Source organism: Solwaraspora sp. WMMD1047 (assembly GCF_029626155.1).
Classification (GTDB): domain Bacteria; phylum Actinomycetota; class Actinomycetes; order Mycobacteriales; family Micromonosporaceae; genus WMMD1047.
The window spans coordinates 4,421,607-4,446,374 of sequence record NZ_JARUBL010000001.1 but is presented as its reverse complement, the minus strand read 5'-3'; the positions used below and the strand labels follow the sequence as shown (position 1 = coordinate 4,446,374).

The 24,768-nt window shown below is 71.6% G+C and carries 25 protein-coding genes and 1 tRNA gene; 11 read left to right on the top strand and 15 right to left on the bottom strand.

Features of this window, described 5'->3' with window-relative positions; all coding sequences use genetic code 11:
• The first annotated feature begins 10 nt into the window (after positions 1-10).
• A complete protein-coding gene (locus tag O7627_RS20255) occupies positions 11-961 on the top strand; it encodes a hypothetical protein (protein ID WP_278095074.1) in 951 nt (316 codons plus the stop codon).
• A gap of 87 nt (positions 962-1,048) precedes the next feature.
• Here the strand turns inward: O7627_RS20255 and O7627_RS20250 are convergent, their stop codons facing one another.
• From O7627_RS20250 to O7627_RS20235, 4 genes are all read right to left on the bottom strand, one after another.
• Positions 1,049-1,228 carry a DUF4236 domain-containing protein gene (locus O7627_RS20250; RefSeq protein WP_278095073.1) on the bottom strand — a complete coding sequence of 60 codons (180 nt, stop codon included), beginning with the start codon at positions 1,226-1,228 and terminating at the stop codon, positions 1,049-1,051.
• Positions 1,229-1,351: 123 nt separating this feature from the next.
• Positions 1,352-1,807: an Rrf2 family transcriptional regulator gene (locus tag O7627_RS20245; protein ID WP_278095072.1), complete on the bottom strand. Its 456-nt coding sequence runs from the start codon at positions 1,805-1,807 to the stop codon at positions 1,352-1,354.
• Between the two features lie 22 nt (positions 1,808-1,829).
• Positions 1,830-2,930, bottom strand: a complete 1,101-nt coding sequence (locus O7627_RS20240; RefSeq protein ID WP_278095071.1) for an AraC family transcriptional regulator — start codon at positions 2,928-2,930, stop codon at positions 1,830-1,832.
• 82 nt (positions 2,931-3,012) lie between these two features.
• Positions 3,013-3,471 (bottom strand): hemerythrin domain-containing protein, encoded by a 459-nt coding sequence (locus tag O7627_RS20235; RefSeq protein WP_278095070.1) that lies wholly within the window; start codon positions 3,469-3,471, stop codon positions 3,013-3,015.
• A 415-nt stretch (positions 3,472-3,886) separates the two neighbouring features.
• On the opposite strand from O7627_RS20235, the gene O7627_RS20230 reads away from it, so the two are divergent.
• Entirely contained in the window at positions 3,887-4,663 is a 777-nt protein-coding gene (locus O7627_RS20230; RefSeq protein ID WP_278095069.1) for a glucose 1-dehydrogenase, read from the top strand.
• A gap of 91 nt (positions 4,664-4,754) precedes the next feature.
• Here the strand turns inward: O7627_RS20230 and O7627_RS20225 are convergent, their stop codons facing one another.
• A complete protein-coding gene (locus O7627_RS20225) occupies positions 4,755-5,186 on the bottom strand; it encodes an SsgA family sporulation/cell division regulator (RefSeq protein WP_121159322.1) in 432 nt (143 codons plus the stop codon).
• 476 nt (positions 5,187-5,662) lie between these two features.
• On the opposite strand from O7627_RS20225, the gene O7627_RS20220 reads away from it, so the two are divergent.
• Positions 5,663-6,082, top strand: a complete 420-nt coding sequence (locus tag O7627_RS20220; RefSeq protein ID WP_278098346.1) for a TIGR02611 family protein — start codon at positions 5,663-5,665, stop codon at positions 6,080-6,082.
• Positions 6,083-6,149: 67 nt separating this feature from the next.
• Positions 6,150-6,224: transfer RNA gene (locus O7627_RS20215), tRNA-Val, on the top strand.
• Between the two features lie 142 nt (positions 6,225-6,366).
• Here O7627_RS20215 and O7627_RS20210 read toward each other — a convergent pair.
• From O7627_RS20210 to O7627_RS20195, 4 genes are all read right to left on the bottom strand, one after another.
• Positions 6,367-6,465: a non-reducing end alpha-L-arabinofuranosidase family hydrolase gene (locus tag O7627_RS20210; RefSeq protein WP_278095068.1), complete on the bottom strand. Its 99-nt coding sequence runs from the start codon at positions 6,463-6,465 to the stop codon at positions 6,367-6,369.
• Positions 6,466-6,749: 284 nt separating this feature from the next.
• Positions 6,750-7,262 carry a hypothetical protein gene (locus O7627_RS20205; protein ID WP_278095067.1) on the bottom strand — a complete coding sequence of 171 codons (513 nt, stop codon included), beginning with the start codon at positions 7,260-7,262 and terminating at the stop codon, positions 6,750-6,752.
• 252 nt (positions 7,263-7,514) lie between these two features.
• A complete protein-coding gene (locus O7627_RS20200; protein ID WP_278095066.1) occupies positions 7,515-8,552 on the bottom strand; it encodes an aminotransferase class V-fold PLP-dependent enzyme in 1,038 nt (345 codons plus the stop codon).
• A 123-nt stretch (positions 8,553-8,675) separates the two neighbouring features.
• Positions 8,676-9,254, bottom strand: a complete 579-nt coding sequence (locus tag O7627_RS20195; protein WP_278098345.1) for a TetR/AcrR family transcriptional regulator — start codon at positions 9,252-9,254, stop codon at positions 8,676-8,678.
• Between the two features lie 199 nt (positions 9,255-9,453).
• Between O7627_RS20195 and O7627_RS20190 the strand changes: the two genes are divergently transcribed.
• Both O7627_RS20190 and O7627_RS20185 read left to right on the top strand, forming a co-directional pair.
• Complete coding sequence (locus O7627_RS20190) at positions 9,454-10,113, top strand: CatB-related O-acetyltransferase (RefSeq protein WP_278095065.1); 660 nt, start codon at positions 9,454-9,456, stop codon at positions 10,111-10,113.
• Complete coding sequence (locus O7627_RS20185) at positions 10,110-11,000, top strand: virginiamycin B lyase (RefSeq protein WP_278095064.1); 891 nt, start codon at positions 10,110-10,112, stop codon at positions 10,998-11,000. The genes O7627_RS20190 and O7627_RS20185 overlap by 4 nt, the downstream gene beginning before the upstream one ends.
• A 49-nt stretch (positions 11,001-11,049) precedes the next feature.
• On the opposite strand, the gene O7627_RS20180 is transcribed toward O7627_RS20185, so the two are convergent.
• On the bottom strand, positions 11,050-11,784 hold the full coding sequence (locus tag O7627_RS20180) for a class I SAM-dependent methyltransferase (RefSeq protein WP_278095063.1): 735 nt from the start codon (positions 11,782-11,784) through the stop codon (positions 11,050-11,052).
• A gap of 73 nt (positions 11,785-11,857) precedes the next feature.
• Here O7627_RS20180 and O7627_RS20175 point away from each other — a divergent pair, with 73 nt between their 5' ends.
• The 5 genes from O7627_RS20175 to O7627_RS20155 all read left to right on the top strand — a co-directional run bounded on the left by O7627_RS20175 (position 11,858) and on the right by O7627_RS20155 (position 19,223).
• Positions 11,858-12,448: a TetR/AcrR family transcriptional regulator gene (locus O7627_RS20175; RefSeq protein ID WP_278095062.1), complete on the top strand. Its 591-nt coding sequence runs from the start codon at positions 11,858-11,860 to the stop codon at positions 12,446-12,448.
• A gap of 267 nt (positions 12,449-12,715) precedes the next feature.
• The gene (locus O7627_RS20170) at positions 12,716-14,242 is read left to right on the top strand and encodes a family 43 glycosylhydrolase (protein ID WP_278095061.1); all 1,527 of its coding nucleotides are present in this window, start codon (positions 12,716-12,718) and stop codon (positions 14,240-14,242) included.
• A 13-nt stretch (positions 14,243-14,255) separates the two neighbouring features.
• Positions 14,256-15,767, top strand: coding sequence for a family 43 glycosylhydrolase (locus O7627_RS20165; protein WP_278095060.1), 1,512 nt, complete (start codon positions 14,256-14,258; stop codon positions 15,765-15,767).
• Positions 15,768-15,873: 106 nt separating this feature from the next.
• The gene (locus tag O7627_RS20160) at positions 15,874-18,225 is read left to right on the top strand and encodes a glycoside hydrolase N-terminal domain-containing protein (RefSeq protein WP_278095059.1); all 2,352 of its coding nucleotides are present in this window, start codon (positions 15,874-15,876) and stop codon (positions 18,223-18,225) included.
• Positions 18,222-19,223, top strand: a complete 1,002-nt coding sequence (locus O7627_RS20155; protein ID WP_278095058.1) for an aldo/keto reductase — start codon at positions 18,222-18,224, stop codon at positions 19,221-19,223. The genes O7627_RS20160 and O7627_RS20155 overlap by 4 nt, the downstream gene beginning before the upstream one ends.
• Before the next feature lie 15 nt (positions 19,224-19,238).
• On the opposite strand, the gene O7627_RS20150 is transcribed toward O7627_RS20155, so the two are convergent.
• From O7627_RS20150 to O7627_RS20130, 5 genes are read right to left on the bottom strand one after another with little or no spacing between them, the layout of a single operon-like run.
• On the bottom strand, positions 19,239-20,294 hold the full coding sequence (locus O7627_RS20150) for an oligopeptide/dipeptide ABC transporter ATP-binding protein (RefSeq protein WP_278095057.1): 1,056 nt from the start codon (positions 20,292-20,294) through the stop codon (positions 19,239-19,241).
• A complete protein-coding gene (locus tag O7627_RS20145) occupies positions 20,291-21,298 on the bottom strand; it encodes an ABC transporter ATP-binding protein (RefSeq protein WP_278095056.1) in 1,008 nt (335 codons plus the stop codon). Before O7627_RS20145 ends, O7627_RS20150 begins: the two co-directional genes overlap by 4 nt.
• Positions 21,298-22,176 (bottom strand): ABC transporter permease, encoded by an 879-nt coding sequence (locus tag O7627_RS20140; RefSeq protein ID WP_278098344.1) that lies wholly within the window; start codon positions 22,174-22,176, stop codon positions 21,298-21,300. The genes O7627_RS20145 and O7627_RS20140 overlap by 1 nt, the downstream gene beginning before the upstream one ends.
• Positions 22,177-22,196: 20 nt before the next feature.
• Complete coding sequence (locus tag O7627_RS20135) at positions 22,197-23,141, bottom strand: ABC transporter permease (protein ID WP_278095055.1); 945 nt, start codon at positions 23,139-23,141, stop codon at positions 22,197-22,199.
• Positions 23,142-23,148: 7 nt separating this feature from the next.
• The gene (locus O7627_RS20130; RefSeq protein WP_278095054.1) at positions 23,149-24,705 is read right to left on the bottom strand and encodes an ABC transporter substrate-binding protein; all 1,557 of its coding nucleotides are present in this window, start codon (positions 24,703-24,705) and stop codon (positions 23,149-23,151) included.
• Positions 24,706-24,768 lie beyond the last annotated feature (63 nt).

Below are 24,768 nucleotides of genomic sequence, written 5' to 3'. Positions count from 1 at the left end.
GAACCTCTGCATGACCGCCGCCCCGATCGCCGTGCTGAAACGGGAGCTGCTGGTCCGCCTGCTCGACTCCTGGACCCCGTACGCCGCCCACCGGTCCCGGCGGCTGACCTACGCGCAGGTCGGTGCCGACCCCGACGGCGCCCGCACCGATCTGCCGCTGCGGGTCTTCGCCGAGTTCGCGGACCTGCTGCGGGGGCGGCGGATGGCGGTGTTGTCGCTCGGACCGGTCGCCGACGAACCTCTCGACCGGGTCGGCACCGCGCAGGCCGAGTTGCCGGCGGAGGTGGGCGTCCACCTGCTGGCCGGGACCGCCGAACGGCTGCCGGTCGCGCTCACGGCCGCCGGGGCCGCCGGCGCCCCGATCCTGGCCTTCGTGGACGCCGAGTTGGGTGCGGCGCCGGCACCGGCCGTGCTCGCCGCCCTGACCGATGCCGGCCGACCCGCCGAGTTGCTGCTGGCCCTCGGCCCCGAAGCGCGGCGGCAGTGGCGGGAGATGTCCGGTGGGGACGACCGCGCGCCGCTGCTGACGGCCGGGTTCCCGTTGGCCACGGCGGTGGAGCTGGTCACCGGCGTCGACCCGGACGCCGCCGGGCCGGTCGAGCTGGTCGTCTACGGCACCGGGTCGGGCAACCGGCTGACCGCCTTCAAGGACGCGATGTGGGCGGTGGACGAGTTCGCCGGGGTGCGCTACCGCGATCCCGGCGACCCGGACGCCCACCCTTTGGACATCTCGCTGAGCCCGCATCCGGGTCCGCTGCGCCGGGAACTGCTGGCCCGGCTCGACGTGGTCGGCGGCGCGTCGCCGGTGGTCGAGTTGCGCCGCTTCACCCTGGAACAAACGGTCTACCGCGCCGCCGACACCACCCGGGCGTTGACCGCGCTGCTCGCGGCCGGCCAGGTGACCCGCGAACCGACGCACGGCCGGCTCGGCGGCGACGTCGTCATCCGGCTCGCCGGCTGACCGGCCGGCCCAGCGGCGAAGAACGGCGGAGACGTCGGTGGGCGCCACCCCGGCCGGGGTGGCGCCCACCAACGCGATATCCGCCCGTCAGCTGCGGGACTTGTCCTGCTTCCAGGAGAGCGGGCCGGGCAGGTCCACACGGTGCGCGCGGGCCCGCGAGTTCCAGGACCAACGGCCGATCTTGATGCTCCACGACGAGAAACCGTTCTCGGTGAAGTTCAGGATCAACGGGCCGTACCGCTTGCGCTTACGGAACATCAGACCCATCGCTGTGCTCCCTTCGTTCTTGTCAGATGTCGACCGGGGTGCCGGGTAGATGCCCCGAACGCCTGTTCGCCAAACCTGCGCGTCGATCTTGCGCAGCGGAGCCGCCAGGTCCTGATCGGAGGGTCAGCGTGGCTGCCAGGCGTCCGGGCGGGCGGTGAGCTTACGCACGTGCGCCGGCATTCGGCCGCTGACCAGTTCGGCGAGGCTCACCTCGTCGACCACCTCACGGACCGCCGCCCGCACCGCGACCCAGAGCCCGGGGAGGTTCTCGGCCGCACCGGCGTACGTCGTCTCCTCCGGGCGCAGACCGCGGACCCCGGCGAGCGGGCCGTCGACCGCGCGCAGCACCGTACCGATGGTGATCTCCCGGGGTGGCTGCGACAGCGTGTAGCCACCCTCGGCCCCGCGTTGGGCCCGGACGACCCCGGCCCGGCGCAGGTCGGCGAGGACCGCCTCCAGAAACTTGCGGGGCATCTCCTGCTGCTGGGCGATCGCCAGGGCGGACAGCAGTGACGGGTACGCGGCGGCGAGGCTCAGCGCCGCCCGGACCGCGTAGTCCCCGCGCGCGGATATCTGCACCTGCCCATCATGCCCGCTCGGCTCACCCGCTGTGACGCTGGCCGGGCAGCCGCGGCGGGCGGGGCTCGGCGGCGGGCCGCCCGGCCGGGTCCGACCGGCCGCCGCCCAGGGTGGCCCGGAACGCTCCGGGACTCTGCCCGACCTCACGCTGGAAGAACCGCCCGAAGTTCGTCGGTTCGGGGAAGCCGAGCCACCGTCCGATGTCCGCGATCGGCGTGTCGGTGGCGGCCAGCAGCCGCATCGCCTGCAGGGCGACCCGGTCGTCGATGACCTGTTTGGCGCTGCGTCCGGTGACGGCCAGGCAGGCCCGGGTGAGGGTCCGGACCGAGCAGTCCAGCCGCTCCGCGTAGTCCTCCACCCGCCGGGTGTCGCGGTGCGACCGCTCCAACTCGTGCCGCAGGCGCTGGTACGTACCGGCCATGCCGCCGCTGACCGCGCCGTTGCCGGAATCGCGTACCGGCGGGCCGTCGTTGCGGGGGCGGCCGGGCGCGGTCGCGCCGCCCGGGTACCGGTCCAGGGTGAGTAGCCGGCCGGCCGCGGGACGCCCGGCGCCGGCCCCGGCGCGGTCCCCGGTCCGGGCCGGCGGTCGGTCCGCGCTGCCGGTGCGGGCGCCGTCGGTGGGCAGCAGGGCGAGGCGCAGGAGCAGCACCGCGAGCTGGTGGCGTAGCAGGTCGGCGGCGGGTTCGCCGGCGCGGTGCCGCTGGCAGTCGACCACCAGTTGGCTGACCTCGTTGATCACCGCGTCCTCGTCCTCGCCGGCGAGCTGCCAGTACCCGGTCCCGTGCCGGATCGTGGACGGGTCCGCGGAGCCGAGACCGGTCAGCACCTCCGGACGCCAGGTCACGATGATGGCGTCCAGGCCGGGCTGCCCGCCGGAGCGGACCACCTGGCCGGGCCGGGCCCAGATCAACGTCCCGGGCCGGCAGGGGTGGACCTGGAAGTCGACCTCCTGGGTTCCGTGCCCGACCGTGCAGAGCAGCAACAGGTGCTGGTCGAGCAGCCGAGGTCGGCGCAGACGGCTGGTCCCGGAGAGATCACGCAGGGTGATGGTGGCAATGCCGGCGTCGCCGTGGACGGGCGGTTCCCCGTCCGCCTCACCGGTGTGCTGACCGAAACGGACCATCTCCCCGACGGTAACCGGAGGCGCCCACCCGCGCACCCCCGCGCGCCGATGCGGACCGCCCGCCACCTGCGGCTTTCCGGATTCATCCCGAGGTGTCGTCGATGCCGTACACGCGCAGTTCCTGGCGGCGACGGGCGTCGAAGATGGCCGTCGCCGCGGAGAGCGTGTCGGGATCGATCCGCCTACCGGCGTGCAGCAGCAACTCGGCCTCCTCCTCGCCGACGTGCCGGGTGAACACCATGGTCAGCTCCCGCAGCGCGCGGTCGAACTCGGCGTCGTCCGGATCGGCCGCCCGCAGGATCCGCAGCCGCTCCTCCACCTCGCCGCTGGCCGGTACCCCCCGGTGCACCTCGCCGTACTCGACCGGGTCGGTGCCGGCCAGAATCGGGTACACCTTCTCCTCGGCCCGCAGGTGGGCGGTGGCCCGGGCGACCGTGTCCTCGACGAGCGTCGCCCGGTCGGCGGCCGGATCCCGCATCCGGTCGAGAAGCGCCGCGAGCGTCCGATGGTCCTGTTGGATCAGGGTTACCGCGTCCGACATCGCAGACCTCCTCCGGTTACCCGTCATGGGCGGGGGCGCGCGCCACCCGCCGACCGGTGGTCGTCGGCGCTGGGTACCCGGCGGGTCCGCCGCGAAACGCGGTCCCGCGCCATCGGGGCGCTGACCGCAGCGGCACGTCGACCCAGCTGCCATCGGTGATGGTCACCCCGGCTCCCGGGGGATTGGTATGCAGATTCGCCCGCAGGGCAGGCCGTCGTGACCGGGAACGTCGAGGAACCGCCAGCCGGTGGTCGCCGGGGCCACTGCGGCGGCGGCGGTCGGCTCGGTGTTTGATGGTGGTGCGGCGGCGGCCCCACCGCCGGCGAGTGCCAGGGTGAGCAGGGCGGGCAGGGGCGGTAGCTGAGGTGTTGGCGCCGTCACCAGAGTGATGCCGAACGATTTTCAAGGGGTGCGCATGGCGGGACTCTTCTCGGTCGAAGGCAAGACGGTGCTCGTCACCGGCGGGTCGCGGGGGATCGGCCTGATGATCGCGCGCGGCTTCGTCGAGGCCGGCGCCCGGGTGATCGTCTCGTCCCGCAAGGCCGAGGTCTGTGCCGAGGTCGCCGATCAGCTCTCCCAGCTCGGCCACTGCGAGGCGATCCCGGCCGACCTGTCCAGCGACGCGGGCGCCGCCCGGCTGGCGGCGGACGTGCTGCGTCGCGGGCCGGCACTCGACGTGCTGGTGAACAACGCCGGCGCGACCTGGGGAGCGCCGCTGGAGGCCTACCCGGAGAGCGCCTTCGACAAGCTGTGGGCGGTGAACGTCAAGGCGGTCTTCCGGCTCACCACGGCACTGTTGCCGGCGCTGCGCGCCTCGGCCAGCGCCGACGATCCGGCCCGGGTGATCAACATCGGGTCGATCGACGGCATCCGGGTGCCATGGATGGAGGTGTACGCATACTCGGCCACCAAGGCGGCCGTGCACATGCTCACCCGCAGCCTCGCCCACCAGCTCGCGCCCGAGCACATCACGGTGAACGCGATCGCTCCCGGCCCGTTCGAGAGCAAGATGATGGCCTTCGCACTGGACGATCCCGCCAGTCGCGCCACCATCGAGCACCAGGTGCCGCTGGGTCGGATCGGTCGTCCGGACGACATGGCCGGGGCGGCGATCTACCTGGCCTCCCGGGCCGGGTCGTACCTGACCGGGGCGGTGATCCCGGTCGACGGCGGGATCACCACGCACGGTTGACCCGGTGAGCGCGACCGGGCGCCGTACGGAGTCGGCAGCTCCGTGCGGCGCCCGGCTGGCGCTGTGCTTCCCGGCCCGCGCCGGGTGGTGGTCAGCGACCGGCCAGCAGCCGGTTGACCGCCGCGTCGACGTCCAGGTGCTCGCTCTCCCGGCCGCGGGGCACCACGACGTAGGTGCGGCGGAGGAAGCGGACCAGAACGCTGCGCGGAACCTCGAAGAGGGCGTTTCCGTCCGGCGACGAGAGAGCCAGCGCAACGAAGTCTCCGCGCGGTGTCGCCCAGGGCCACACCCGGACGTCACCAATTCCGGCCGGTTCGTCCAGCCCGGTCACCAGAAGTTCACGGGCGAAAGACCAGCTGACCGCCTCACCCCCGGCAGATTCGGCATGAAACAGGACATGAACCGCATATGGATCGGCTGGGTCGTACCGTAGACTGGCGCGCACCGGCAGTGCCGTGGCGTCAGGTGCGACGAGTCTCAACGACGTCTCTACCTCGACTGTCGTGGGTCGGATGACACTCATGGACGTTCTCCCCCCGGCACCGCTGCGGGACGTATGTGTCCCGCTTTTCCCATCCTCAGGTGATACTCGTGGTTACGCTCCGCCATACGCCGATCTCACCCAGTAGTGGGAAGACGATCCCTAAACGCCGCTCGAAATCCAAGATTTAGGTAGGATGTCTAGTTCTATCCAGGTAACCGATCCCCACCCGGTGCCGGATGGTTCGGACGTCGACTCACTCCGGTAACGTCCAGTCGTCCTGTTGAGTGACGGGCTGGCGTGACACTGGGGGTCGAATGACCACGAAAGCATCCTCAATGGATCGCCTCACCGCGGCGTCGGCGGCTGCGGTTGGCTCGCCGCCGGACGGGGTAGCCGGTCAGGGGGAGCCGATAGGGGACCTGGCGCATGGGTCCGCCGGGGCGGGGAGGAATGCCATGCCGAAGGACAAATGCGCCGGACCGGGACACGCCCCGGCCGATGAGGACGGGGACACCATGCTCGCGGCCCCCCGGCAGCGCAGCACCGTGCGGCAGCGACTGCGGACCACCCTGGAGCTGATCCGTTCCAATCCCACCGGCCGCCTCGCCCTGAAGGGCGTCGTCTCGATCGCCGGCGCGCTGGTGGTCGTGATCGGCATCGCCCTGATCCCGTTGCCCGGCCCCGGCTGGCTGCTGGTCATCGCCGGCCTGGGCATCTGGGCGATCGAGTTCCACTGGGCCAAGCGGCTGCTCGCCTTCACCCGGCGCAACGTCCAGGGCTGGACCAGGTGGGTGACCCGGCAGTCCTGGCCGGTACGCATCATGATCGGACTGGTCGGCGTGGTCTTCGTCAGCGGCGTCGTGCTGCTGTCGCTCAAGTTGAGCCTGGGCATCGACGTCATCGCCCGGGTACTGGCCTATCTGGCCACCAACTGAGGCCCGGCGCGCGGGGGACCCGGTGGTGCGGGCGGCCGACCGGATCGGGTACAGTCAGGCGCGCTGAGGGCGATTAGCTCAGCGGGAGAGCGCTTCGTTCACACCGAAGAGGTCACTGGTTCGATCCCAGTATCGCCCACCAGGTCAGAGGCCGTGCCCCATCGACGGGCATGGCCTCTGCTCATCCCTGGGTGACAGCATGGGATGACGAAGCTTTACCTCCGTCGTTGTGTCGTCAGTACTGCAGGGTCAGCAGGCCCGGCCGGTACGGCAGCGGATCGTAATCATTGCCGGATCTTGGGTCTCGTCCCGCTGTTGGCCTTACTGGTGGCCGTGAACGAACGGAAGTAGCGGCCATTCGCTCCGATCGCCTCGACGAGCATGAGGTACCGGCTCTGGCCCCGGAGCTTGCACCGGCGGAGAAGAGGTACCTGTTGCGGTCGTCGGCGATGAGCGCCTGGTAGGACGATGGCAGCGAGCAGGTGGCCGGCGGCGGGGTGGCCGGCACCGGGGGCGGACGGCCGTCGCGTCGAGGTCGAGCCTCTGGCCCGGTACGGCTCCGCGTGAGGGCTTCCACAGTTCACCAGTGACCTGCGAAAGCCCTCGTCCGGCGCCGCGCGGCGTACCGTTGGCGCACCTCACGGACCTGTTGTCCGCAGGCGCACCGCTACGGACGGACAGCCGCCACGGTGAAGGTCCAGTCGTCGAGCCACGCCGCCGTGGCGCCGCCGACCACCGCGACCTGCACACCGAAGCGGTAGCTACCCGGTGCCATGACCGCCGAGGTGCGTTCGATGGCATGCCCCTCGCCGGTGTCCGCCGGCGCCGAGTCGAACGCGAAGTCGGTGCCGACGACCGGATCCAGTTCGGTGATCACACCGGCCGGGGTGACCAGGATGATCCGAACCGAGCACCAGCCGGCGTTTCCGGCGCACCGCGCCTCGGCGGTGAACCGGGCGTCGAACATGTGCGGGCTGGTGATCGTCATCGAAGTCCACGACGTGGGGACGGTGACGAAGGCCGCCGAACCGGTCGTGAACGGGTTGGTGTCGTGGACGAACTGCTGCTGGTCGGTGACCGAGCCCGACCGCACGGTCACGATGGCGTAGGCGGCTGTGCCGGCCAGCAGCAGCGAGCCGGCCAGGGCTGTCACCACGAGCAGCCTCTTGAACATGGACATCGGCATTCCTCCGATCGGTGGTGGGATCCGGGGGAGCCGGACGTGGCCGGCCTAACCGTGACTGATGCGGTAGCCGCGTGATTGATACCGCCTGGCGGTGGTTGTGACTGGACCGTGGCCGTGGAACTCGCAGACGCGCGCCGCATTTCCACTGATCAGGGCTGTCCTGTGGAGGGCTGGCCGATCATGGTGTTCTTCTCGGCGCGCAAAATGACATAGCCGGACGTCCGGCGGAAATAGCCGCGACCGGTGTCAGCTGGTCAGCGCATCAAGGGCGAGGTCGACATCGGCCTCGGTGGAGTAGAGGTGGAAGGAGGCGCGGATCCGGCCGGCGCGGACCGCGGCGCGCACACCGGCTTGTTGCAGCCTCTCCTGCGCGCCCGGTACCTCCACGGTCACGATCGCACTGTCGCCGGACGGCCGCCCCAGACCGGTGAGGAGCCGGTTGGCCAGGGCCACGTTGTGCGCGTGGACCGCCGGCACGCCGACCTCCAGCAGCAGTTCCAGGGCCGGAGCGGCGCCGACCCAACTGAACCAGGCCGGGGAGATGTCGAAACGCCGCGCGTCATCGGCGAGGCGCAGCGGCGGTCCGTAGAAGGTGGAGTACGGGTCGGTGCCGGCGTACCAGTTGCCCGCGTCGGGGCGCATCCGGTCACGGAGGTGCGGTGCGTAGTAGGCGAGGGCGGCGCCGCGCGGGGCCATCAGCCATTTGTACGCGGCGACGACGACGGTGTCGGCGAGTCCGGCGTCGAACGGGAGCCAGCCACACGCCTGGGTGGCGTCGACCGCGACCAGGGCGCCGTGCGCGCGGGCGGCGGCCACGATCTCCTCGTACGGGGCTATCGCGCCGTCGGACGACTGCACCAGACTGAACGCGACGAGATCGGTTTCGGTGTCGATCGCGTCGCGGAGACCGGCCAGCGGGACGGTACGGACCCGGACCCCGCGCTGCTCCTGCACCAGCCACGGGAAGAGGTTGGAGGTGAACTCGACCTCGGGGACCACCACGGTCGCCCCCGCCGGTAGGGCCGCCGCCACCGGGGCGAGCAGCTGCGACGTCGCGCTGCCGACCGCGACGTCCGCTGCGCTGACGCCGATCAGGTGCGCGAACGCGGTACGGGAGCGCGACGTGGACGTATCCCAGCCCTCCCATGACGTACGCCCCACTCGCCAGTCGGCGAGCGCCTTCTGCAGGGCCTCCCACGCCGGTTCGGGCGGCAAGCCGTAGCTCGCCGTGTTCAGCCAGCCCTGGTTGGGCCGCCACAGCTGCTGTGCCCGCTGAATCTCCACGCCACCGACGCTAGTCATCGCGGTCTCCGGCGAGCAGAGCCACATCGCCGGCTCTGGCTTACCGGGCGCACAAAGGCCACTCGAAACGCGTACCCATGCGGTCGCGGGGCGGCTGGCCGCTGGTCAGGCCGTTTCTTCGGGCGGTTCACGCCGGCCCGAGTCGGGGCGGTCCGCGAAGGCGCCGGCTCTGGCCGCGGTGGCGGTCGCGCGGGCCGTCTGTTCGGCGACGTCCGGGCTGATGGACGTCCGAAGCAGAACGATCTCGTGGTAGATCGGTGCGGTGGCGGCGACCAGCAGCCGGCGGGGATCGGTGTGTTCGGGGATCTCACCGCGTCCGGCGGCCCGGTGCACGATCCTGGCGCAGCGTTCGTACCGGTCCGTCCAGAAGATCCGAAGGGCGTCGGCCGCCTGGGTGGATCGGAACGACGCGGCGATCAGGGCGGCGGTTACGGGCGGGTCCGCGGTGAGCGCGGCGTGGACCTCGAGATTCACCGCGACGAGGTCACCGTCGAGGGAACCGGTGTCGGGCGGGCGCCAGTCGTCGTTCGTCGCCTCGGTGAGGACGTCGGCCAGCAGTCCACCGACGTCACGCCAACGCCGGTAGACGGTGGTGCGGTGCACCCCGGAGCGGTCCGCCACGCCATCCACGGTCAACGCGTCATAGCCGCCCTCCACCAGTTGGGTGCGGACCGCGTCGTGCACGCGCCGACGGATCTGGGCGCTGCGTCCGCCGGGCCGGCGCACCGGGGTGGCGACTCTGCTGTCCGGCCCCGTTCCCGGTTCGCCGGGGAAACCGGTTGTTGACCGTCGAAGGACCATGCCACGATCTTATCGCTACAGACGTCGCACTAAGGAGCTGGGCGACGACGGCTCGCCGGTTCCGCCGACCCGATTGGAAGTCATGTCGCAACCAGATCCCACGGCTCTGCACCCGCTGCCCGCACATGAGCGGGTGGTTTTCCTCCGGCCGCTGGTCGAGTCCCCCCGGATCGTCGTCGGCGAGTACACCTACTACGACGACCCCGAGGACCCGACCGGCTTCGCCCACCGCAACGTGCTCTACGGATATGGCCCGGAACGGTTGATCATCGGCCGGTACTGCGCCATCGCCGCCGGCACCCGCTTCCTGATGGCCGGCGCCGACCATCCGATGATGGGCGTCTCGACCTTCCCGTTCGCCATCTTCGGCGGTGCCTGGGCCGAGCGGACTCTCGATCTGATCACCGGCATGCCCAGCCGCGGCGACACGGTCGTCGGTAACGACGTCTGGTTCGGCTACCAGAGCATCGTGATGCCCGGCGTACGCATCGGCGACGGCGCCATCATCGCGGCCGGTTCGGTGGTCACCGCCGACGTGCCGCCGTACACGATCGTGGGTGGCAACCCGGCCCGGCAGATCCGGCGTCGTTTCGACGACGCCGACGTCGAGCGGCTGTTGCGTGCGGCCTGGTGGGACTGGCCGGTCGAACTGGTCACCGAGCACGCCCGGACGATCATGGCCGGCAGTCCGGCCGAGATCGAACGCGTCTCGGTCGAGCACGGTCTGGAGCGGACCCGATGACCCAGGTGACGATCCAGGAGTACGCCGTGACGGGCGAGTCCGGCGGCCCGTACGCGATCACCACCGGCCCGGACGGCGCGTTGTGGTTCACCGTGGTCCACGGCGGTCAGATCGGCCGCCTGGTTCCCGGCGAGGAGCCCCACTGCCGGCAGCTCGATCCCGACTGCCGGCCGACGATCATCGTCGCCGGGCCGGACCAGGCGCTCTGGTTCACCGAACACCAGGCGCACCGGATCGGACGGATCACAACCGAGGGCGCGGTTACCGAGTTCCCATCGCCCAACCGCGAGGGCGGGCCGTTCGGCATCGCTGCCGGCCCTGACGGCGCGCTCTGGTTCACCGAGACCGCCGCCGACCGCATCGGGCGGATCACCACCGACGGCCGGATCACCGGCTATCCGCTACCGGTTGTCGGAGCGTTCCCGTCCGCGATCACCTCGGGGGCCGACGGCGGAATGTGGTTCACCATGAATCAGGCCAGCGCCATCGGCCGGATCGGGATGGACGGGTCGGTGACCGTTCATCCGCTGCCGACCGCGGCCGCCGGTCCGGTCGGCATCACCGCGGGTCCGGACGGCGCCATCTGGTTCGTCGAGATCGCCGCCGGGCAGATCGGGCGGATCACACCCGACGGCGCGATCGTGGAGTTCCCGCTGCCCGACCGGGCCAGCCGACCACATGCCATCACCGCTGGTGGCGACGGCAGGCTCTGGTTCACCGAGTGGGCCGGCAACCGGGTCGGCTCGATCACGATCGACGGCACGATCGAGACGTACGACCTGCCGACCCCACGCTGCGAGCCGCACGGCATCGCTGTGGGTCCGGACGGAGCCCTGTGGGTGGCTCTGGAGAACGGCTCCCTCGCCCGCGTCGATCCTCATGGTTGACATCCGGCGAAGAGCTTGCCGCTGAATCTGTGTGACGGCGGCCTGCTTCTCAGGCTGGCGCGGGCCGTCCGAGGGTCAGCGTCGTCCTGAGATCGAGCACCACGGTGCCGCCGAAGTCGTCGACCAGTCGTCCGAGGACCTCGATGCCTCGGCGTTGCAGGTGCGCGGGGCGGGTCAGGAACGGACCGAAGGTGCGCACCAACGCGAGGAAGTGGTCCCGGTTCAGCGGTAGGTCCCGTTGGAACCGTTCGACTTCGACGTCGGTGAACTGGCCGCTGTCCAGCACGTCGTGCAGGAACCAGTCCGTTGGCCGCTCGGCGGCGGTCGGGTCGAGGGTGTCCAGGGCCGCCCGGATCGCCGCGGACTGTTTCACGTCGGAGTAGCCGTACCGGTGGCCGAAGACGGCGAGGGTGCCGGTCGGTGCCAGGGCGCGGCGGGCCCGCTGGTTCCGGCTCGCCGGGTCGAGCCAGTGCCAGGCCATCGCGCAGGCGAGCATGTCGACCCCACCGGGTGGCGGCGACCACTGTTCGAAGGTGCCGACGTACACCTGCGCCCGTGGATATCTGGCACTGAGCACGGCCGCCATCCGCGGGTCTGGCTCGACGCAGGTCATCGGGGCGCCGATGGCGGCCAGCACCTCGGTGCCCTTGCCGGTGCCGGCGCCGATCTCGGCCACCGAGCCCGGGACGCCGCCGTGGTACGCCACCACGGCCTCGGCTAGCGCGGACGGGTAGCCCGGTCGAGCCGCCTCGTACAGATCGGCCGCGGATCCGAAGACATTCATGATCCTGCATCGCCCCCGTCCTCATATACGATGCCGTACGCGGGAAGGCTAACCGCCGCATACGGTGCCGTACATGGAGAGTGTGGTGGGTCACATCAAGTTCGTCACTCGCACCCCGAGGGAGCGCTGGATCGAGGCCGGGCTGGAAGCGCTCGCCGCCGGCGGTCCCGACGCCGTCCGGGTCGAGGCGCTCGCCAAGGCGCTCGGCGTCACCAAGGGCGGGTTCTACGGGTTCTTCGCCGACCGCGACGCCCTGCTCACCGCGATGCTCGACACCTGGGAGCGCGAGAGCATCGACGACGTGCTCGCACGCCTCGAACGGGAGGGTGGCGACCCGAAGACCAAGATCTACCGCGCCGGTGTGCTCACCCTATCCGACGACCGCCTGCTGCCGATCGACCTCGCCGTGCGCGACTGGGCCCGGCGCGACGACGGCGTCAACGAGCGCCTGCGGCGGGTGGACAACCGGCGGATGGACCTGCTGCGCGAGATGATCGGCACCTTCTGCTCCGATCCCGACGAGGTCGAGGCCCGTAGCCTGCTCGCCTTCTGCCTGCGGATAGGCGAGCACTTCCTCGCCGCCGACCATCCAGGCCGCACCCGGGCGCAGGTGTTGCGTCGCGCCGGTGACCTCCTGTTGGACCGCACCCCGGCGGATCAGTAGCTGGTCTCGGCGGCCAGTTGGCCGCGCTCGCTCGCGGCTCGGGCACGGCGCGTCGCCGTCGAACGACTCCTGGGTCAGCTCCTGTCCGCCTAGGCAATCGCTTTCCCAATCAGTCCCGCGGTCCTTGACATCGATGGATGTGAGCGCAAACATCATCGGTACACCGGGCACCCACACCGTCCCGCCTGCTCTCGCAGCCGCCATGTCTCCCTCGGCGGCTCGTGATCGGGCACCGTCCCCGTGCGGACGGCCAATGGAAGGATGACCATGGAAGCCTCTGCTTCCCGCCACCGCCCGGTGGGTATCCGCCGGTCGGTCCGCCCCCTGCTCGCCGTACTGGCCATCGCCACGCTGGCGGTCGGCGGCGCCGTAGCCGTCTCGACGACGTCCGCCTCCGCCGCCACCGTCGACCCCAATGCCTGGTACGTCCTCACCTCCCGGCACAGCGGCAAGGCCCTCGACGTCTACGACCGGGCTACCGGTGACGGCGCCGCGATCGTCCAATGGGCCCGCAACGACGGCGCCTGGCAGCAGTGGCGGTTCCTCGACGCCGGCGGCGGCTACCACCGGCTGCAGTCGCGGCACAGCGGCAAGGTCCTCGACGTCCGGGACTCGTCGACCGCGGACGGCGCCGAGATCATCCAGTGGACCGACCGCAACGCGGCCAACCAGCAGTTCCGGCTCGCCGACTCGGACGGCGGCCACGTGCGGCTGATCAACCGCAACAGCAACAAGGCGCTCGACGTCTGGGAGTGGTCCACCGCGGACGGGGCCCGGATCAGCCAGTACACCGACACCGGCGGGACGAACCAGCAGTGGCAGCTGATCCGGGTCGGCTCGACCGACGGCGGTACGCCCACGGCAACGCCGCCCACCCCCGGCCCGACCTCGACGCCGGGCACACCGCCCGCGTCGTACCCCGCCCCGCAGCGGGTGACCGGTGACGTCGGGGTGCACGATCCGACGATGATCCGCCGGCCCGGCGGTGGTTACCTGCTCGCCCACACCGGCGACAACGTGGCCCTCAAGACCTCGACGGACCGGGTCAGCTTCCGCAACGCCGGGCCGGTGTTCCCCAACGGCGCCCCGTGGACCACCACCTACACCGGGGGCAGCCGCAACCTCTGGGCACCCGACCTCTCCTACCAGAACGGTCGGTACTACCTCTACTACTCGGCCTCGACGTTCGGGTCGAACCGGTCGGCGATCTTCCTGGCCACCAGTACCACCGGCGCGTCCGGCTCCTGGACCGACCAGGGCCTGGTGATCGAGTCCCGCACCTCGGACAACTACAACGCCATCGACCCGAACCTGACCGTCGACGACCAGGGCCGCTGGTGGTTGAGCTTCGGTTCGTTCTGGTCCGGGCTCAAGATGATCGCCCTCAACCCGGCGACCGGGAAGCGCTCGGACAACACCCTGCTCAGCATCGCCGGCCGCAACGGCGGCGCGATCGAGGCGCCCACCCTGGTCAAGCGCGGCCAGTACTACTACCTCTACGTCTCCTTCGACCGGTGCTGCCAGGGCGCCGCGAGTACCTACCGGGTGATGGTCGGCAGGTCGACAAGCGTCACCGGCCCGTTCGTCGACCGCAACGGCACCGCCCTCAACGCTGGCGGCGGCACCCAGATCCTCGCCTCGCACGGTGCCGTCCACGGTCCCGGCCACCAAGCCGTGCTCGCCGACACCGACGGGGAATCGCTCGTCTACCACTACTACGCCAACAACGGCGCATCGCTGCTCGGCATCAACCGCATCGGCTACGACTCGGCCGGCTGGCCGTACGTCTACTGAGGGAGCAGCCGAGATGACACCGAGCGATGACGGGCGTGGCCGGCGACGCTGGCGTACCGGGCTGGCCGTGGGCCTCGCCACCGCGGCGGTCGCCGCCGGCGCGGCGGTGGCGGTACCGGCGGCGTCGGCCGCCACGGTCGACCCGAACGCCTACTACGTGCTGGTGAACCGGCACAGCGGCAAGGCCCTCGACGTCTACAACCTGGCCACCGGTGACGGCGCCGCGATCGTCCAATGGGCCCGCAACGACGGCGCCTGGCAGCAGTGGCGGTTTCTCGACGCCGGGGGCGGCTACTACCGGGTGCAGTCCCGGCACAGCGGCAAGGTGCTCGAACTGCCCAACGCCAACGACGGCGTCCAACTCGTGCAGAACGCCGACAACGGCAGCACCCGGCAGCAGTTCCGGCTGGCCGACTCGGCCGGCGGCCACGTCCGGCTGATCAACCGCAACAGCAACAAGGCGCTGGACGTGTGGGAGTGGTCCACCGCCGACGGCGCGATGGTCTCCCAGTACCAGGACCTCGGCGGGGCCAACCAGCAGTGGACGATGGTCACCATCGGGGCGGTGCCGGCGCCCGGCACCTTCACCAACCCGATCAAACGCAACGGCCCGGACCCGTGGCTGCGGTACCACAACGGCTATTACTACCTGGCCACGACGACGTGGAACTCCACCATCACGATGCGTCGGTCGGCCACCCTGGCCGGGCTGGCCAGCGCGGCCGAGCAGGTGATCTTCAACCTGGCCGGCCGGCCCAACGGCTGCTGCAACATGTGGGCGCCGGAGTTCCACCTGATCAACGGTCCGAACGGGCCACGGTGGTACTTCTACTACACCGCCGGGCAGAACGTGAGCGACTTCAACCCGACCCAGCGGTTGCACGTGCTGGAGAGCGCCGGAACCGACCCGATGGGTCCGTACACGTTCCGAGCCGACCTCGGCAACGACTGGCAGCTCGACGCGAGCATCCTCACCGTCAACAACCGGCTCTACCTCATGGGGACGTACAACGCCGGTGGCAGCTACGGGCAGAGCCTGTTCATCACCCCGATGAGCAACCCCTGGACGCTGTCGGGTAACCGGGTCCGGCTGAGTTCGCCGACCCTGTCCTGGGAGCGGCAGACGCACCCCGTCAACGAGGGTCCGGAGCCGCTGTACCGCAACGGCCGCACAATGATCGTCTACTCGGCGAGCGCCTGCTGGGGGCCGGACTACAAGCTCGGCCTGCTCACCTTCACCGGTAGCGATCCGCTCAACCCGGCGCACTGGACCAAGGCGCCGAACCCGGTCTTCCAACGCAACGACGCCAACGGCGTCTACGCGCCGGGTCACAACGGATTCTTCACCTCGCCCGACGGCACCGAGGACTGGATCGTCTACCACGCCAACGACTCGGCCGGCGGCGGCTGCGACATGAACCGGTCGACCCGGGCGCAGAGGTTCACCTGGAACGCGGACGGCACGCCCAACTTCGGCGCTCCGGCGCGGTTGGGTGTCCAGCTCACCGCGCCGTCCGGCGAGTAGCCCGCGGCGTCGGGCCGGCCCACGCCGGGCCGGCCCGACGCGGTTAGGCTCGTGATCCACGGCCGGCGAGGGCGGCGGCCACCACCCCGACGCCTGAGGAGCGCCGATGTCCACCCCCGGATTCGACCCGAGGCACGGCATCTGGGACGACCGGCCCGCCGACCGGTGGGAGGATGCGTTCCTCTCCGGCAACGGTGAGTACGGGGTCATGGTCTACGGGCTTCCGACTGCCGAACGGGTGGTCTTCAACCAGCACCGGTTCGTGCTCCCGAACGGCACCCGCGACCTCGGGCCGCCGGAGCTGGCCGACCGGATGGAACGGATCCGCGACCTGATCCTGGCCGGCCGGCGGGCCGAGGCGGGCCGGCTGATGGCGGGCGGCCAGCCACTGCGGTGGACCCAGTCGTTCCACCCCGGCTACGCGCTGACCATCGACACGCCCGGCAACGACCCAACCCCACCGGGGTACGCCCGCAGCACCGACTTCCGTACCGGGGAGGTGGTGTCCCGGTGGGCACCGGGCCGGCAGCGGCGCTGCTTCGTCTCGCGCGCGGACGCCGTTGTCGTGCAGCACCTGGCCGCCGGTGACTGCCGGCTCGGACTCACCGGCGAGTTGCCCGGCCGCCCCGCGGAGGTGCGCTACGCAACCGCCGCGTACCGCCGGGACGGGCTGCTCTTCCTGCGGGCCAGGGGCAGCTACCCGGCCGGGCTCGGCGCGGCCGGCTTCGAAGGGCTCACCCTGGTCCTCGGCGACGCCGAGATCGACGGCGACCGGATCGGGGTGCGAGGGGAGGCGCTGCTGCTGACCAAGCTGGACCGGTACGACGAGCCGACCTGGGGCACCGACGCGCTGGCGGCGGCGCTGGCCGCGACGGCCCGGCTCGGCGGCTATCCCGAACTGCTGGCCCGGCACACCGCGCTGCACACCCCGGCGTACGAGCGGGTCAGTCTCGACCTGGCCGGGGTCGACGAGGCCGACCGGCGGCTGCCGGTGGGGGAGCTGCTGGCCCGGCAGGCCGTCGAACCGGAGACGCCGCAGCCGGCGCTGCTGGAGCGGCTGTTCCACTCCGGACGGTATTTGCTGCTCAGCTCCAGCGGGGTGTTGCCGCCCCGGTTGACCGGCCTCTGGCTGGCCTCCTGGGACGCCGCCTGGGCCGGCGACTTCACCACCGACGCGAACGTCAACCTGCAGATGGCCGCCGCGAACATCGGCGCGCTGCCGGAGGTGACCGAGGCGTACCGGCGGTTGATCTCCGGACAGGTCGACCACTGGCGGCGCAACGCGCGGGCGATCTACGGCGCCCGGGGCATCCTGGCGCCGAGCCGCACCGACGGCGAGAACGGTCACCTGTTCCACTTCGACGACGACTGGCCCTGGCCGGCCTGGCTGGCCGGTGCCGACTGGCTGCTCTATCCGCTGCTGGAGCACCATCTCGTCACCGGCGAGCCGCTCGGCGAGCTGGCCGACTGGCTGGTGGCGGCGGCGGAGTTCTTCGAGGACTTCCTGACCCGGACCGACGACGCCGGCCGGGTGGTGTTCGTGCCGTCGTTCTCGGTGGAGAGCGGACCGCTCGACGGGGCCGGCCGGCCGGTCTATGCGGCGGTGAACGCCACGATGGACCTCGCCGCCGCCCGGCACGCGTTGCGTACCGCCGGCGCGGTGACCGGCTCGGACCGCTGGGCGGCGCTGCTGGAGCGGCTGCCGGACTACCTGGTGGACGAGCGGGGGGCGCTCGCCGAGTGGGCCTGGCCGGGCTACCGTCCCGACGACGACCACCGGCACGTCAGCCACCTCTACCCGGTCTGGCCGTTGCACGAGATCACCCCGGACGGCACGCCGGAGCTTGCCGAGGCGGCGCGGCGGGCGCTGCTGCTGCGCGGTGACGAGAACCTGTCGGCGCACGGCAGCCTGCACCGCGCGCTGGTCGCCGCCCGGTTGGGCGACGCGGACCTGGTCGACGCCAACCTTCGCAAGATCCTCGGTACGGAGATGTTCTTCCGGTCGCTGATGAGCTCGCACAATCCGGGGCTGGAGACCTACAACGCCGACGCCGCGCACACCCTGCCCGGGGTGCTGATCGAGGCGCTCGTCGACTCCCGGCCCGGCGTGCTGCGCCTGCTGCCCGCGCCGCCGCCGGCCCTGGCGGCCGGCACCATCCGGGGACTGACCTGCCGGGGCCGGGTCACCGTCGAGGAACTGTGCTGGCATGCCGCCGGTCTGCGGGTTCGCCTGGTCTCCGGGATCGACCAACGGATCCGATGCGCCGCCCTGGGCACCGAGCGGGACCTGACGCTGACTGCCGGCCAGCCGGTCGAGCTCACCGTCGACATCACCCGCCGGCCCGACCCGCCGGACTCTTCGGATCTTCCGGGTCAGCCCGTGCGGCCGGACGAGCCGGAGCTGCCGGGTCCGCCGAAGCGGCCCGACCGGACCGTGCCCGTCCGGGGAGCCCGATGAGCACGTGGGACGTCCCGGGCCGGGAGTGGCAGCCGGCGGTCCGGGTGGGGCTGGGCTGCGCGTCGCTGGGCAATCTCTTCAGCCCGATCACCGACGCCGCCGCCGAGCAGACCGTCGAGGCGGCCTGGCGGGCCGGGGTGCGCTACTTCGACACCGCCCCGCACTACGGGCTGGGGCTCTCCGAACGCCGGCTCGGCGCCGCGCTGCGCGGCCGACCCCGCGACCAGTACGTGATCAGCACGAAGGTCGGCCGGCTGCTGGTGCCGGACCCGTCCGGTGCCGGCCGGACCGACCCCGAGGGCTTCGCCGTGCCGGCCGACCACCGCCGGGTGTGGGATTTCAGCCGCGACGGCGTACGCCGGTCCCTCGACGGGAGCCTGCGTCGGCTCGGCCTGGACCGGGCCGACCTGGTCCTGATCCACGACCCGGACGACCACCTCGACGAGGCCCTGTCCGTGGCGTACCCGGCGCTGGCCGCGTTGCGCGACAGCGGGGCGGTGACCGCGATCGGCGTCGGCTCGAAGCGGGTCGACGTGCTGCGCCGGTTCGTCGCCGAGACCGACCTGGACGTGATCCTGCTGGCCGGCCGGTACACGCTGCTCGAACAGCCCGCCGCGACGGACCTGCTGCCGGCCTGCCGACGGCGCGGGGTAGCGGTGATCAACGCCGGCGTGTTCAACAGCGGCCTGCTGGCCACCGACGCCCCGGCCGCCGGCGCCAGCTACGAGTACGCCCCGGCGCCGGCCGCCGTGCTCGACCGGGCGCGGGCGATCGCGGCGGTCTGCGCCCGGCACCGGGTCCCGCTGCCGACCGCCGCGCTGGCTTTCGCCGCCGCCCATCCGGCCGTCACCGGCGTCCTGGTCGGCGCCGCCTCGGCGGACCAGGTTCGCCACAACGCCGCCGCGCTGGCCGCGCCGGAGCCACCGCCGCAGCTGTGGCGCGACATGGTCGCCGCCGGCCTCCTCGACGCCGCCGCCCCGCTCCCCGGCCCCGGCTGACGACCGGCCAGCGGGTCAGGGCCGGGCCGGTCCTGCCCGGTCCTGACCATCCGGTGAATCGGACCGCCGAGGCCCGGTAGCCAGCGCCGGGTCGTGCAGGTGGCAGGCGACCCACTGGTTGCCGTCCTGCCGGGTCAGCGCCGGGTCGTTGACCGGGCACGGTTCGAACCGGTCGGGGCAGCGGGTCCGGAAGTTGCAGCCGCTGGGCGGGTCGGCCGGCGACGGCAGCTCGCCGCGCAGGATGATCCGTTCCCGGTCCCGCTCCAGCCGAGGGCTGGCCACCGGCACCGCCGACAGCAGCGCCCGGGTGTACGGGTGTCGGGGCCGGTCGAACAGCGTGGCCCGGTCGGCGACCTCGACCACCCGGCCCAGGTACATCACCGCCACCCGGTCGCTGAGGTGGCCGACGGCGGCCAGGTCGTGCGCGATGAACAGGTAGCTGAGGCCGAGTTCGTCGCGGAGGTCGGCCAGCAGGTTCATGATCTGGGCCTGGATCGACACGTCGAGCGCGGCGATCGGCTCGTCGGCGACGATCAGGTCCGGCTCGGTGGCCAGCGCCCGGGCGATGCCGACCCGTTGGCGCTGCCCGCCGGAGAACTCGTGTGGGTAGCGGTTGCGGTAGTCCGGGCTCAGCCCGACCAGCTCCAGCAGCTCGCCGACCCGACGCCGGCGGGCCGCCCGGCCGGGGTGCAGGCCGTGCACCTCCAGCGGCTCGGCGACGATCTCCCCGATCGGCATCCGGGGGTTCAGCGACGCGTACGGGTCCTGGAAGATCATCGCCAGCCGGCGGCGGACCGACCGCAGGCCGCGTCGGCCCAGCGCGGTGACGTCGGTGTCGTCGAGCAGCACCCGGCCGCCGGTCGGTTCGACCAGCCGCAGCAGCGCCAGCCCGGTGGTGGTCTTGCCGCAGCCGGATTCGCCGACCAGGCCGAGTGTCTCGCCGCGGCCGATGGTGAAGCTGACCCCGTCGACCGCCTTCACCTCGCCGGTGCGCCGGCGTATCGGCCCGACCGGGGTGTGGATGGGGAAGTGCACGCGCAGGTCGTCGACCGTGAGCAGGGGATCGGTCATGGCGCGTCCCCCGGCATGTCGTAGAAGCACGCCACCTGGTGGTCCGGTCCGACGGTGCGCAGCGGCGGCACCTCGAACTGTTCCCGCGGGTCGCGGCGGTAGGCGCACCGGTCCCAGAACGGGCAGCCGGGCGGCAGCGCCGCCGGGTCCGGGGGCAGCCCCGGGATCGCGTACAGCCGCTTCGGGGGGTCGGCGCCGGGCTTCGGCAACGCCCCCAACAACCCGATCGTGTACGGATGCCGCGGGTCGTCGTAGATATCGTCGACCCCGCCCACCTCCAGCAGCCGGCCCGCGTACATCACCGCCACCCGGTCGGCCATCCCGGCCACCACGCCGAGGTCGTGGGTGATCCAGACGACCGCCATCCCGAGCCGTTCCCGCAGTTCGGCGACGAGCTCGACGATCTGCGCCTGGGTGGTGACGTCGAGGGCGGTGGTGGCCTCGTCGGCGATCAGCACCTCCGGGTCGCAGGCCAGCGCCATCGCGATCATCACCCGCTGCCGCATGCCGCCGGAGAACTGGTGCGGGTGGTCGTCCAGCCGCCGCCGCGCCGACGGGATGCCGACCAGTTCGAGCAGTTCGACGGCGCGGTCGCGGGCGGCGGCGCCGGTCAGCCCCAGGTGCAGGGCGAGTGGCTCGGTCACCTGCGCGCCGATGGTGAGGACCGGGTTGAGCGAGGTCATCGGGTCCTGGAAGATCATCGCGATCCGGTTGCCGCGTACCTGGCACAGGTCCCGCTCGGGGGCGGCCAGCAGGTCGACCCCGTCGAGCAGCACCTGACCGCCGAGGCGGGCGGGTGGTTCGGGCAGCAGCCGTAGCAGCGCCAGCGCCGAGACGGTCTTGCCGGAGCCGGACTCGCCGACGATCGCCAGCGTCTCGCCGCGACGCACGTCGTAGCTGATGCCGTTCACCACCTCGGCGACGCCCCGGCCGGTACCGATCCGCACCGTCAGGTCCCGCACCGACAGCACCGGCGCGTCGCCGGCTGGTCTCGCGTTCGTCATCAGACGGACCTGCCCCGCGATTCGATGACGGATTTCTGTTTCGGGTCGAGCGCGTCGCGCAGCCCGTCGCCGACGAAGTTGAACGCCAGCACGGTGGCGAAGATGGCGACCCCGGGGAAGATGCCCATCCAGGGCGCCTGGCGTACGAACGCCCGGCCCTCGGCGAGCATCAGCCCCCAGGCCGCGTCGGGTCGCTGCACGCCGAGCCCGAGGAAGGAGAGCGCCGCCTCGGCGAGGATCGCGAACGCCAGGCTCAGTGAGGTCTGCACGATGATCGGCGCGAGGATGTTGGGCAGCACGTGCCGGCGCAGGATGCGCAGGTCGGAGGCGCCCACCGAGCGGGCCGCCCGGACGTAGAGCTCCTGGCTGGCCACCATCGTGCTGGCCCGGGTGATCCGGGCGAAGATCGGGGTGTAGACGATCCCGATGGCGATCATCGCGTTGGTGATGCCCGGCCCGAGGATGGCCAGCACGGCGATCGCCAGCAGGATCGCCGGGAAGGCGAAGAGCACGTCCATGGTCCGCATCAGCACCGCGTCGACCGCCCCGGAGTAGAAGCCGGCGACCAGTCCGACCACGACGCCCGCGGTCAGCGAGATGCCGACCGCGACGAAGCCGACCTGCAGCGAGACCCGGGCGCCGACCAGCACCCGGCTGAGCACGTCGCGCCCCAGGTTGTCGGTGCCGAACGGGTGGTCGAGCGACGGCCCGGCCAGCCGGTTCGGGATGTCGACCCCGTTCGGGTCGTACGGGGCGAGCCACGGGCCGAACGCCGCGGCGACCGCCAGCAGGCCGAGCACCACCAGGCCGAAGACGGCGAGCCGGTTGCGCAGCACCACCCCGGCGGTCTCCCGGGCCCGGGAGCGGTGGGCGGCGATCGGTGCCCCGGCGGTGGCGGTCACTTCTGCCTCACCCTCGGGTCCAGGTAGCCGTAGAGGACGTCGACGAGGAAGTTGACGAGCAGGAACATCAGCGCGATCACCAGCACGGTGCCCTGCAGCAGGCTGTAGTCCCGGCGGATCACCGCGTCGTACGCCAACCGGCCGAGCCCCGGCCACTCGAAGATCACCTCGACCACCACCACGCCGCCGAGCAGGAACCCGAGCTGCAGCCCGACGGCGGTGACGATCGGGATCCAGGCGTTGGGTAGCACGTGGCGGCGGACGGTCCGCCAGCGGGACAGCCCTTTGGCCCGCGCGGTGCGGGTGTAGTCCTGGTGCAGCGCCTCCAGCACCGCCGAGCGGACGAACCGGGTCAGGATCGATCCGGAGATCAGCCCCACCGTCAACGCCGGCAGGGCCAGATGGCGCAGCCCGTCGACCGGGTCGTCAAGCAGCGAGACGTATCCGGACGGCGGCAGCCAACCGAGCACCAGCGCGAAGAGCAGGATGTACATGATCCCGCTCCAGAAGTCCGGCACCGAGACCCAGAGCTGGCTGAACGCGGTGACGATCCGGTCGAGCACCGACCCGGACCGCACCGCCGAGAGCACCCCGACCGGTAGCGCGATGGCCAGCGAGATCAGCAAGGCGGCGCCGGCCAGGGTGGCGGTGGGGCCGAGTCGCTGCCCCAGCAGCTCGGTCACCGGCTGTCCGCTGCGGAAGCTCACCCCCAGGTCGCCGGTGACCGCGTGCGACAGCCAGCTGCCGTACTGCACCAGCAGCGGTCGGTCCAGCCCGGCCCGCTCCCGCAGCGCCTGGTAGACGTCCGGGTCGAACCGGGTTCCCATGGCCAGCCGGATCGGGTCGCCGGGCACCAGGTGGATGATCAGGAAGACCGCGACGCTGACCCCGATCATCGCGATCACCGTCTGCAGCGCCCGCCCGAGCAGGTAGCGGCCCATCGCCGGATCAGCCGCCGAGGCGGACGGTCCGCAGTCGGATCTTTCCGTCCGGGTGCAGCTCGACGCCCTGCACCGACGGCACCCAGGCCAGGGTGGCCTCCGGGGTGTAGAGGTAGCCGTAGCTGACGTCGTCGATGATCCGCTGGGCCGCCTGGGTGTAGAGGTCCCGTCGGGCGTTGTCGTCCACTGTGGTCCGGGCCTGGTCGAGCAGCCGGTCCACCTCCGGGTTGGCGTACCCGTGGTAGTTGAAGGTCCCCTTTGAGTGGTGCTGGGCGTAGTAGGCGTACTCGCCGTCGAGGTTGTTCAGCCAGCCCAGCACGTAGCAGTCGTAGGCGCCCTTGCCCTGCTCGTCGAGCCAGCTCGCGAAGTCCAGCGTGCGGATGTTGGTCTCCACGCCGACCTCCTTCCACTGGGCGGCCAGCACCTCGGCGGCCTGCAGGGTGTGCGGGAACTCGTTGGTGAGCATCAGGTCCACCGTCAGCCCGGAGACCCCCGCGCCGGCCAGCAGTTGCCGGGCCCGGTCCGGGTCGTGGCTGAACGGGGCGTAGTCGGTGGCCCAGAAGTTGCCCGGCGGCATCGCCGACTGCACCGGGGTGGCCGCGTCGAAGAAGGCGGCCTGCGCGATCGCCTCCCGGTCGATGGCGTACGACAGCGCCCGGCGTACGTCCCGGTTGTCGAACGGCTTGCGGTCGAAGTTGCAGGTGAAGTACCAGTAGTCGTTGCTGGCCAGCTGCCCCACCTCGACCTGGTCGTTCTCGGTGAGCGCGTCGATCTCCTGCGGCGGCACGTTGTTGGTGATGTGCACGTCCCCGGTGCGCAGGTTCGTCATCGCCGTGGTCGCCTCGGCGATGAACCGGAACTCGACCCGGTCGACGAACGGTCCGTCGCCCCAGTAGTCCGGGTTGGCCTCCAGCACCACCCGGTCGCCGGGGGTGTAGCTGACGAACTTGAACGGTCCGGTCCCGACCGCGGCGGTGGCCAGGGTGTTGCCCTCGATGGCCGAGGGCGGCACGATCGCCATGCCCTTGAAGCCGCCGACGTTGGCCAGCAGGTTCGGGGTGGGCCGGTTGAGCGCGAACTCGACGGTGCGGTCGTCGACCTTGCGGACCTCGTCGACGGACTCGAACCGCCACGCGTTGGCGGCCACCTCGGTGTCCATGATCCGCTTGAAGCTGGCCACCACATCGTCGGCGCTGAACGCCGTGCCGTCATGCCACTTCACCCCCTCGCGCAGGGTGAAGGTCCAGGTGAGCAGGTCGTCGCTGACCTTCCACTCGGTGGCCAGCGCCGGTTGGAAGCTCAGGTCCGGCGCGGGTTCGACGAGCGTGTCGTAGACGTTCTCCAGCACCAGGAAGGTGGGGGAGGCGGTCGAGGTGTGCACGTCCAGGCTGTCCGGCTCGCTGGAGATCGCCACCACCAACTCGCCGCCGGTGGCGTTGCCGTCGCCCTCGCCGTCCACGTCCACCGATTCGCCCGACGAGCAGGCGGCGGTCATCAGGGTCACCGCCGCCAGCGCCGCGAGCCACCGCCGCCCCGCCGGTCGTACGCCGTGTCTGCTGTTCACCGTCTCCTCCTCGTCGCGGGTGGCTCACCTGTGTTGACGGGTGGGCCGGCGAGCATGTGGCGT

Coding starts and splice junctions, on each gene's coding strand:
- O7627_RS20150 (WP_278095057.1), bottom strand. CDS start 20,294: ATGACCGATCCCCTGCTCACGGTCGACGACCTGCGCGTGCACTTCCCC.
- O7627_RS20210 (WP_278095068.1), bottom strand. CDS start 6,465: ATGCTCGTCGAGGCGATCGGAGCGAATGGCCGCTACTTCCGTTCGTTC.
- O7627_RS20170 (WP_278095061.1), top strand. CDS start 12,716: ATGGAAGCCTCTGCTTCCCGCCACCGCCCGGTGGGTATCCGCCGGTCG.
- O7627_RS20240 (WP_278095071.1), bottom strand. CDS start 2,930: ATGGTCCGTTTCGGTCAGCACACCGGTGAGGCGGACGGGGAACCGCCC.
- O7627_RS20255 (WP_278095074.1), top strand. CDS start 11: ATGACCGCCGCCCCGATCGCCGTGCTGAAACGGGAGCTGCTGGTCCGC.
- O7627_RS20160 (WP_278095059.1), top strand. CDS start 15,874: ATGTCCACCCCCGGATTCGACCCGAGGCACGGCATCTGGGACGACCGG.
- O7627_RS20175 (WP_278095062.1), top strand. CDS start 11,858: ATGGAGAGTGTGGTGGGTCACATCAAGTTCGTCACTCGCACCCCGAGG.
- O7627_RS20250 (WP_278095073.1), bottom strand. CDS start 1,228: ATGGGTCTGATGTTCCGTAAGCGCAAGCGGTACGGCCCGTTGATCCTG.
- O7627_RS20220 (WP_278098346.1), top strand. CDS start 5,663: ATGCTCGCGGCCCCCCGGCAGCGCAGCACCGTGCGGCAGCGACTGCGG.
- O7627_RS20185 (WP_278095064.1), top strand. CDS start 10,110: ATGACCCAGGTGACGATCCAGGAGTACGCCGTGACGGGCGAGTCCGGC.
- O7627_RS20205 (WP_278095067.1), bottom strand. CDS start 7,262: ATGTCCATGTTCAAGAGGCTGCTCGTGGTGACAGCCCTGGCCGGCTCG.
- O7627_RS20135 (WP_278095055.1), bottom strand. CDS start 23,141: ATGGGCCGCTACCTGCTCGGGCGGGCGCTGCAGACGGTGATCGCGATG.
- O7627_RS20145 (WP_278095056.1), bottom strand. CDS start 21,298: ATGACGAACGCGAGACCAGCCGGCGACGCGCCGGTGCTGTCGGTGCGG.
- O7627_RS20180 (WP_278095063.1), bottom strand. CDS start 11,784: ATGAATGTCTTCGGATCCGCGGCCGATCTGTACGAGGCGGCTCGACCG.
- O7627_RS20225 (WP_121159322.1), bottom strand. CDS start 5,186: ATGAGTGTCATCCGACCCACGACAGTCGAGGTAGAGACGTCGTTGAGA.
- O7627_RS20190 (WP_278095065.1), top strand. CDS start 9,454: ATGTCGCAACCAGATCCCACGGCTCTGCACCCGCTGCCCGCACATGAG.
- O7627_RS20155 (WP_278095058.1), top strand. CDS start 18,222: ATGAGCACGTGGGACGTCCCGGGCCGGGAGTGGCAGCCGGCGGTCCGG.
- O7627_RS20165 (WP_278095060.1), top strand. CDS start 14,256: ATGACACCGAGCGATGACGGGCGTGGCCGGCGACGCTGGCGTACCGGG.
- O7627_RS20230 (WP_278095069.1), top strand. CDS start 3,887: ATGGCGGGACTCTTCTCGGTCGAAGGCAAGACGGTGCTCGTCACCGGC.
- O7627_RS20235 (WP_278095070.1), bottom strand. CDS start 3,471: ATGTCGGACGCGGTAACCCTGATCCAACAGGACCATCGGACGCTCGCG.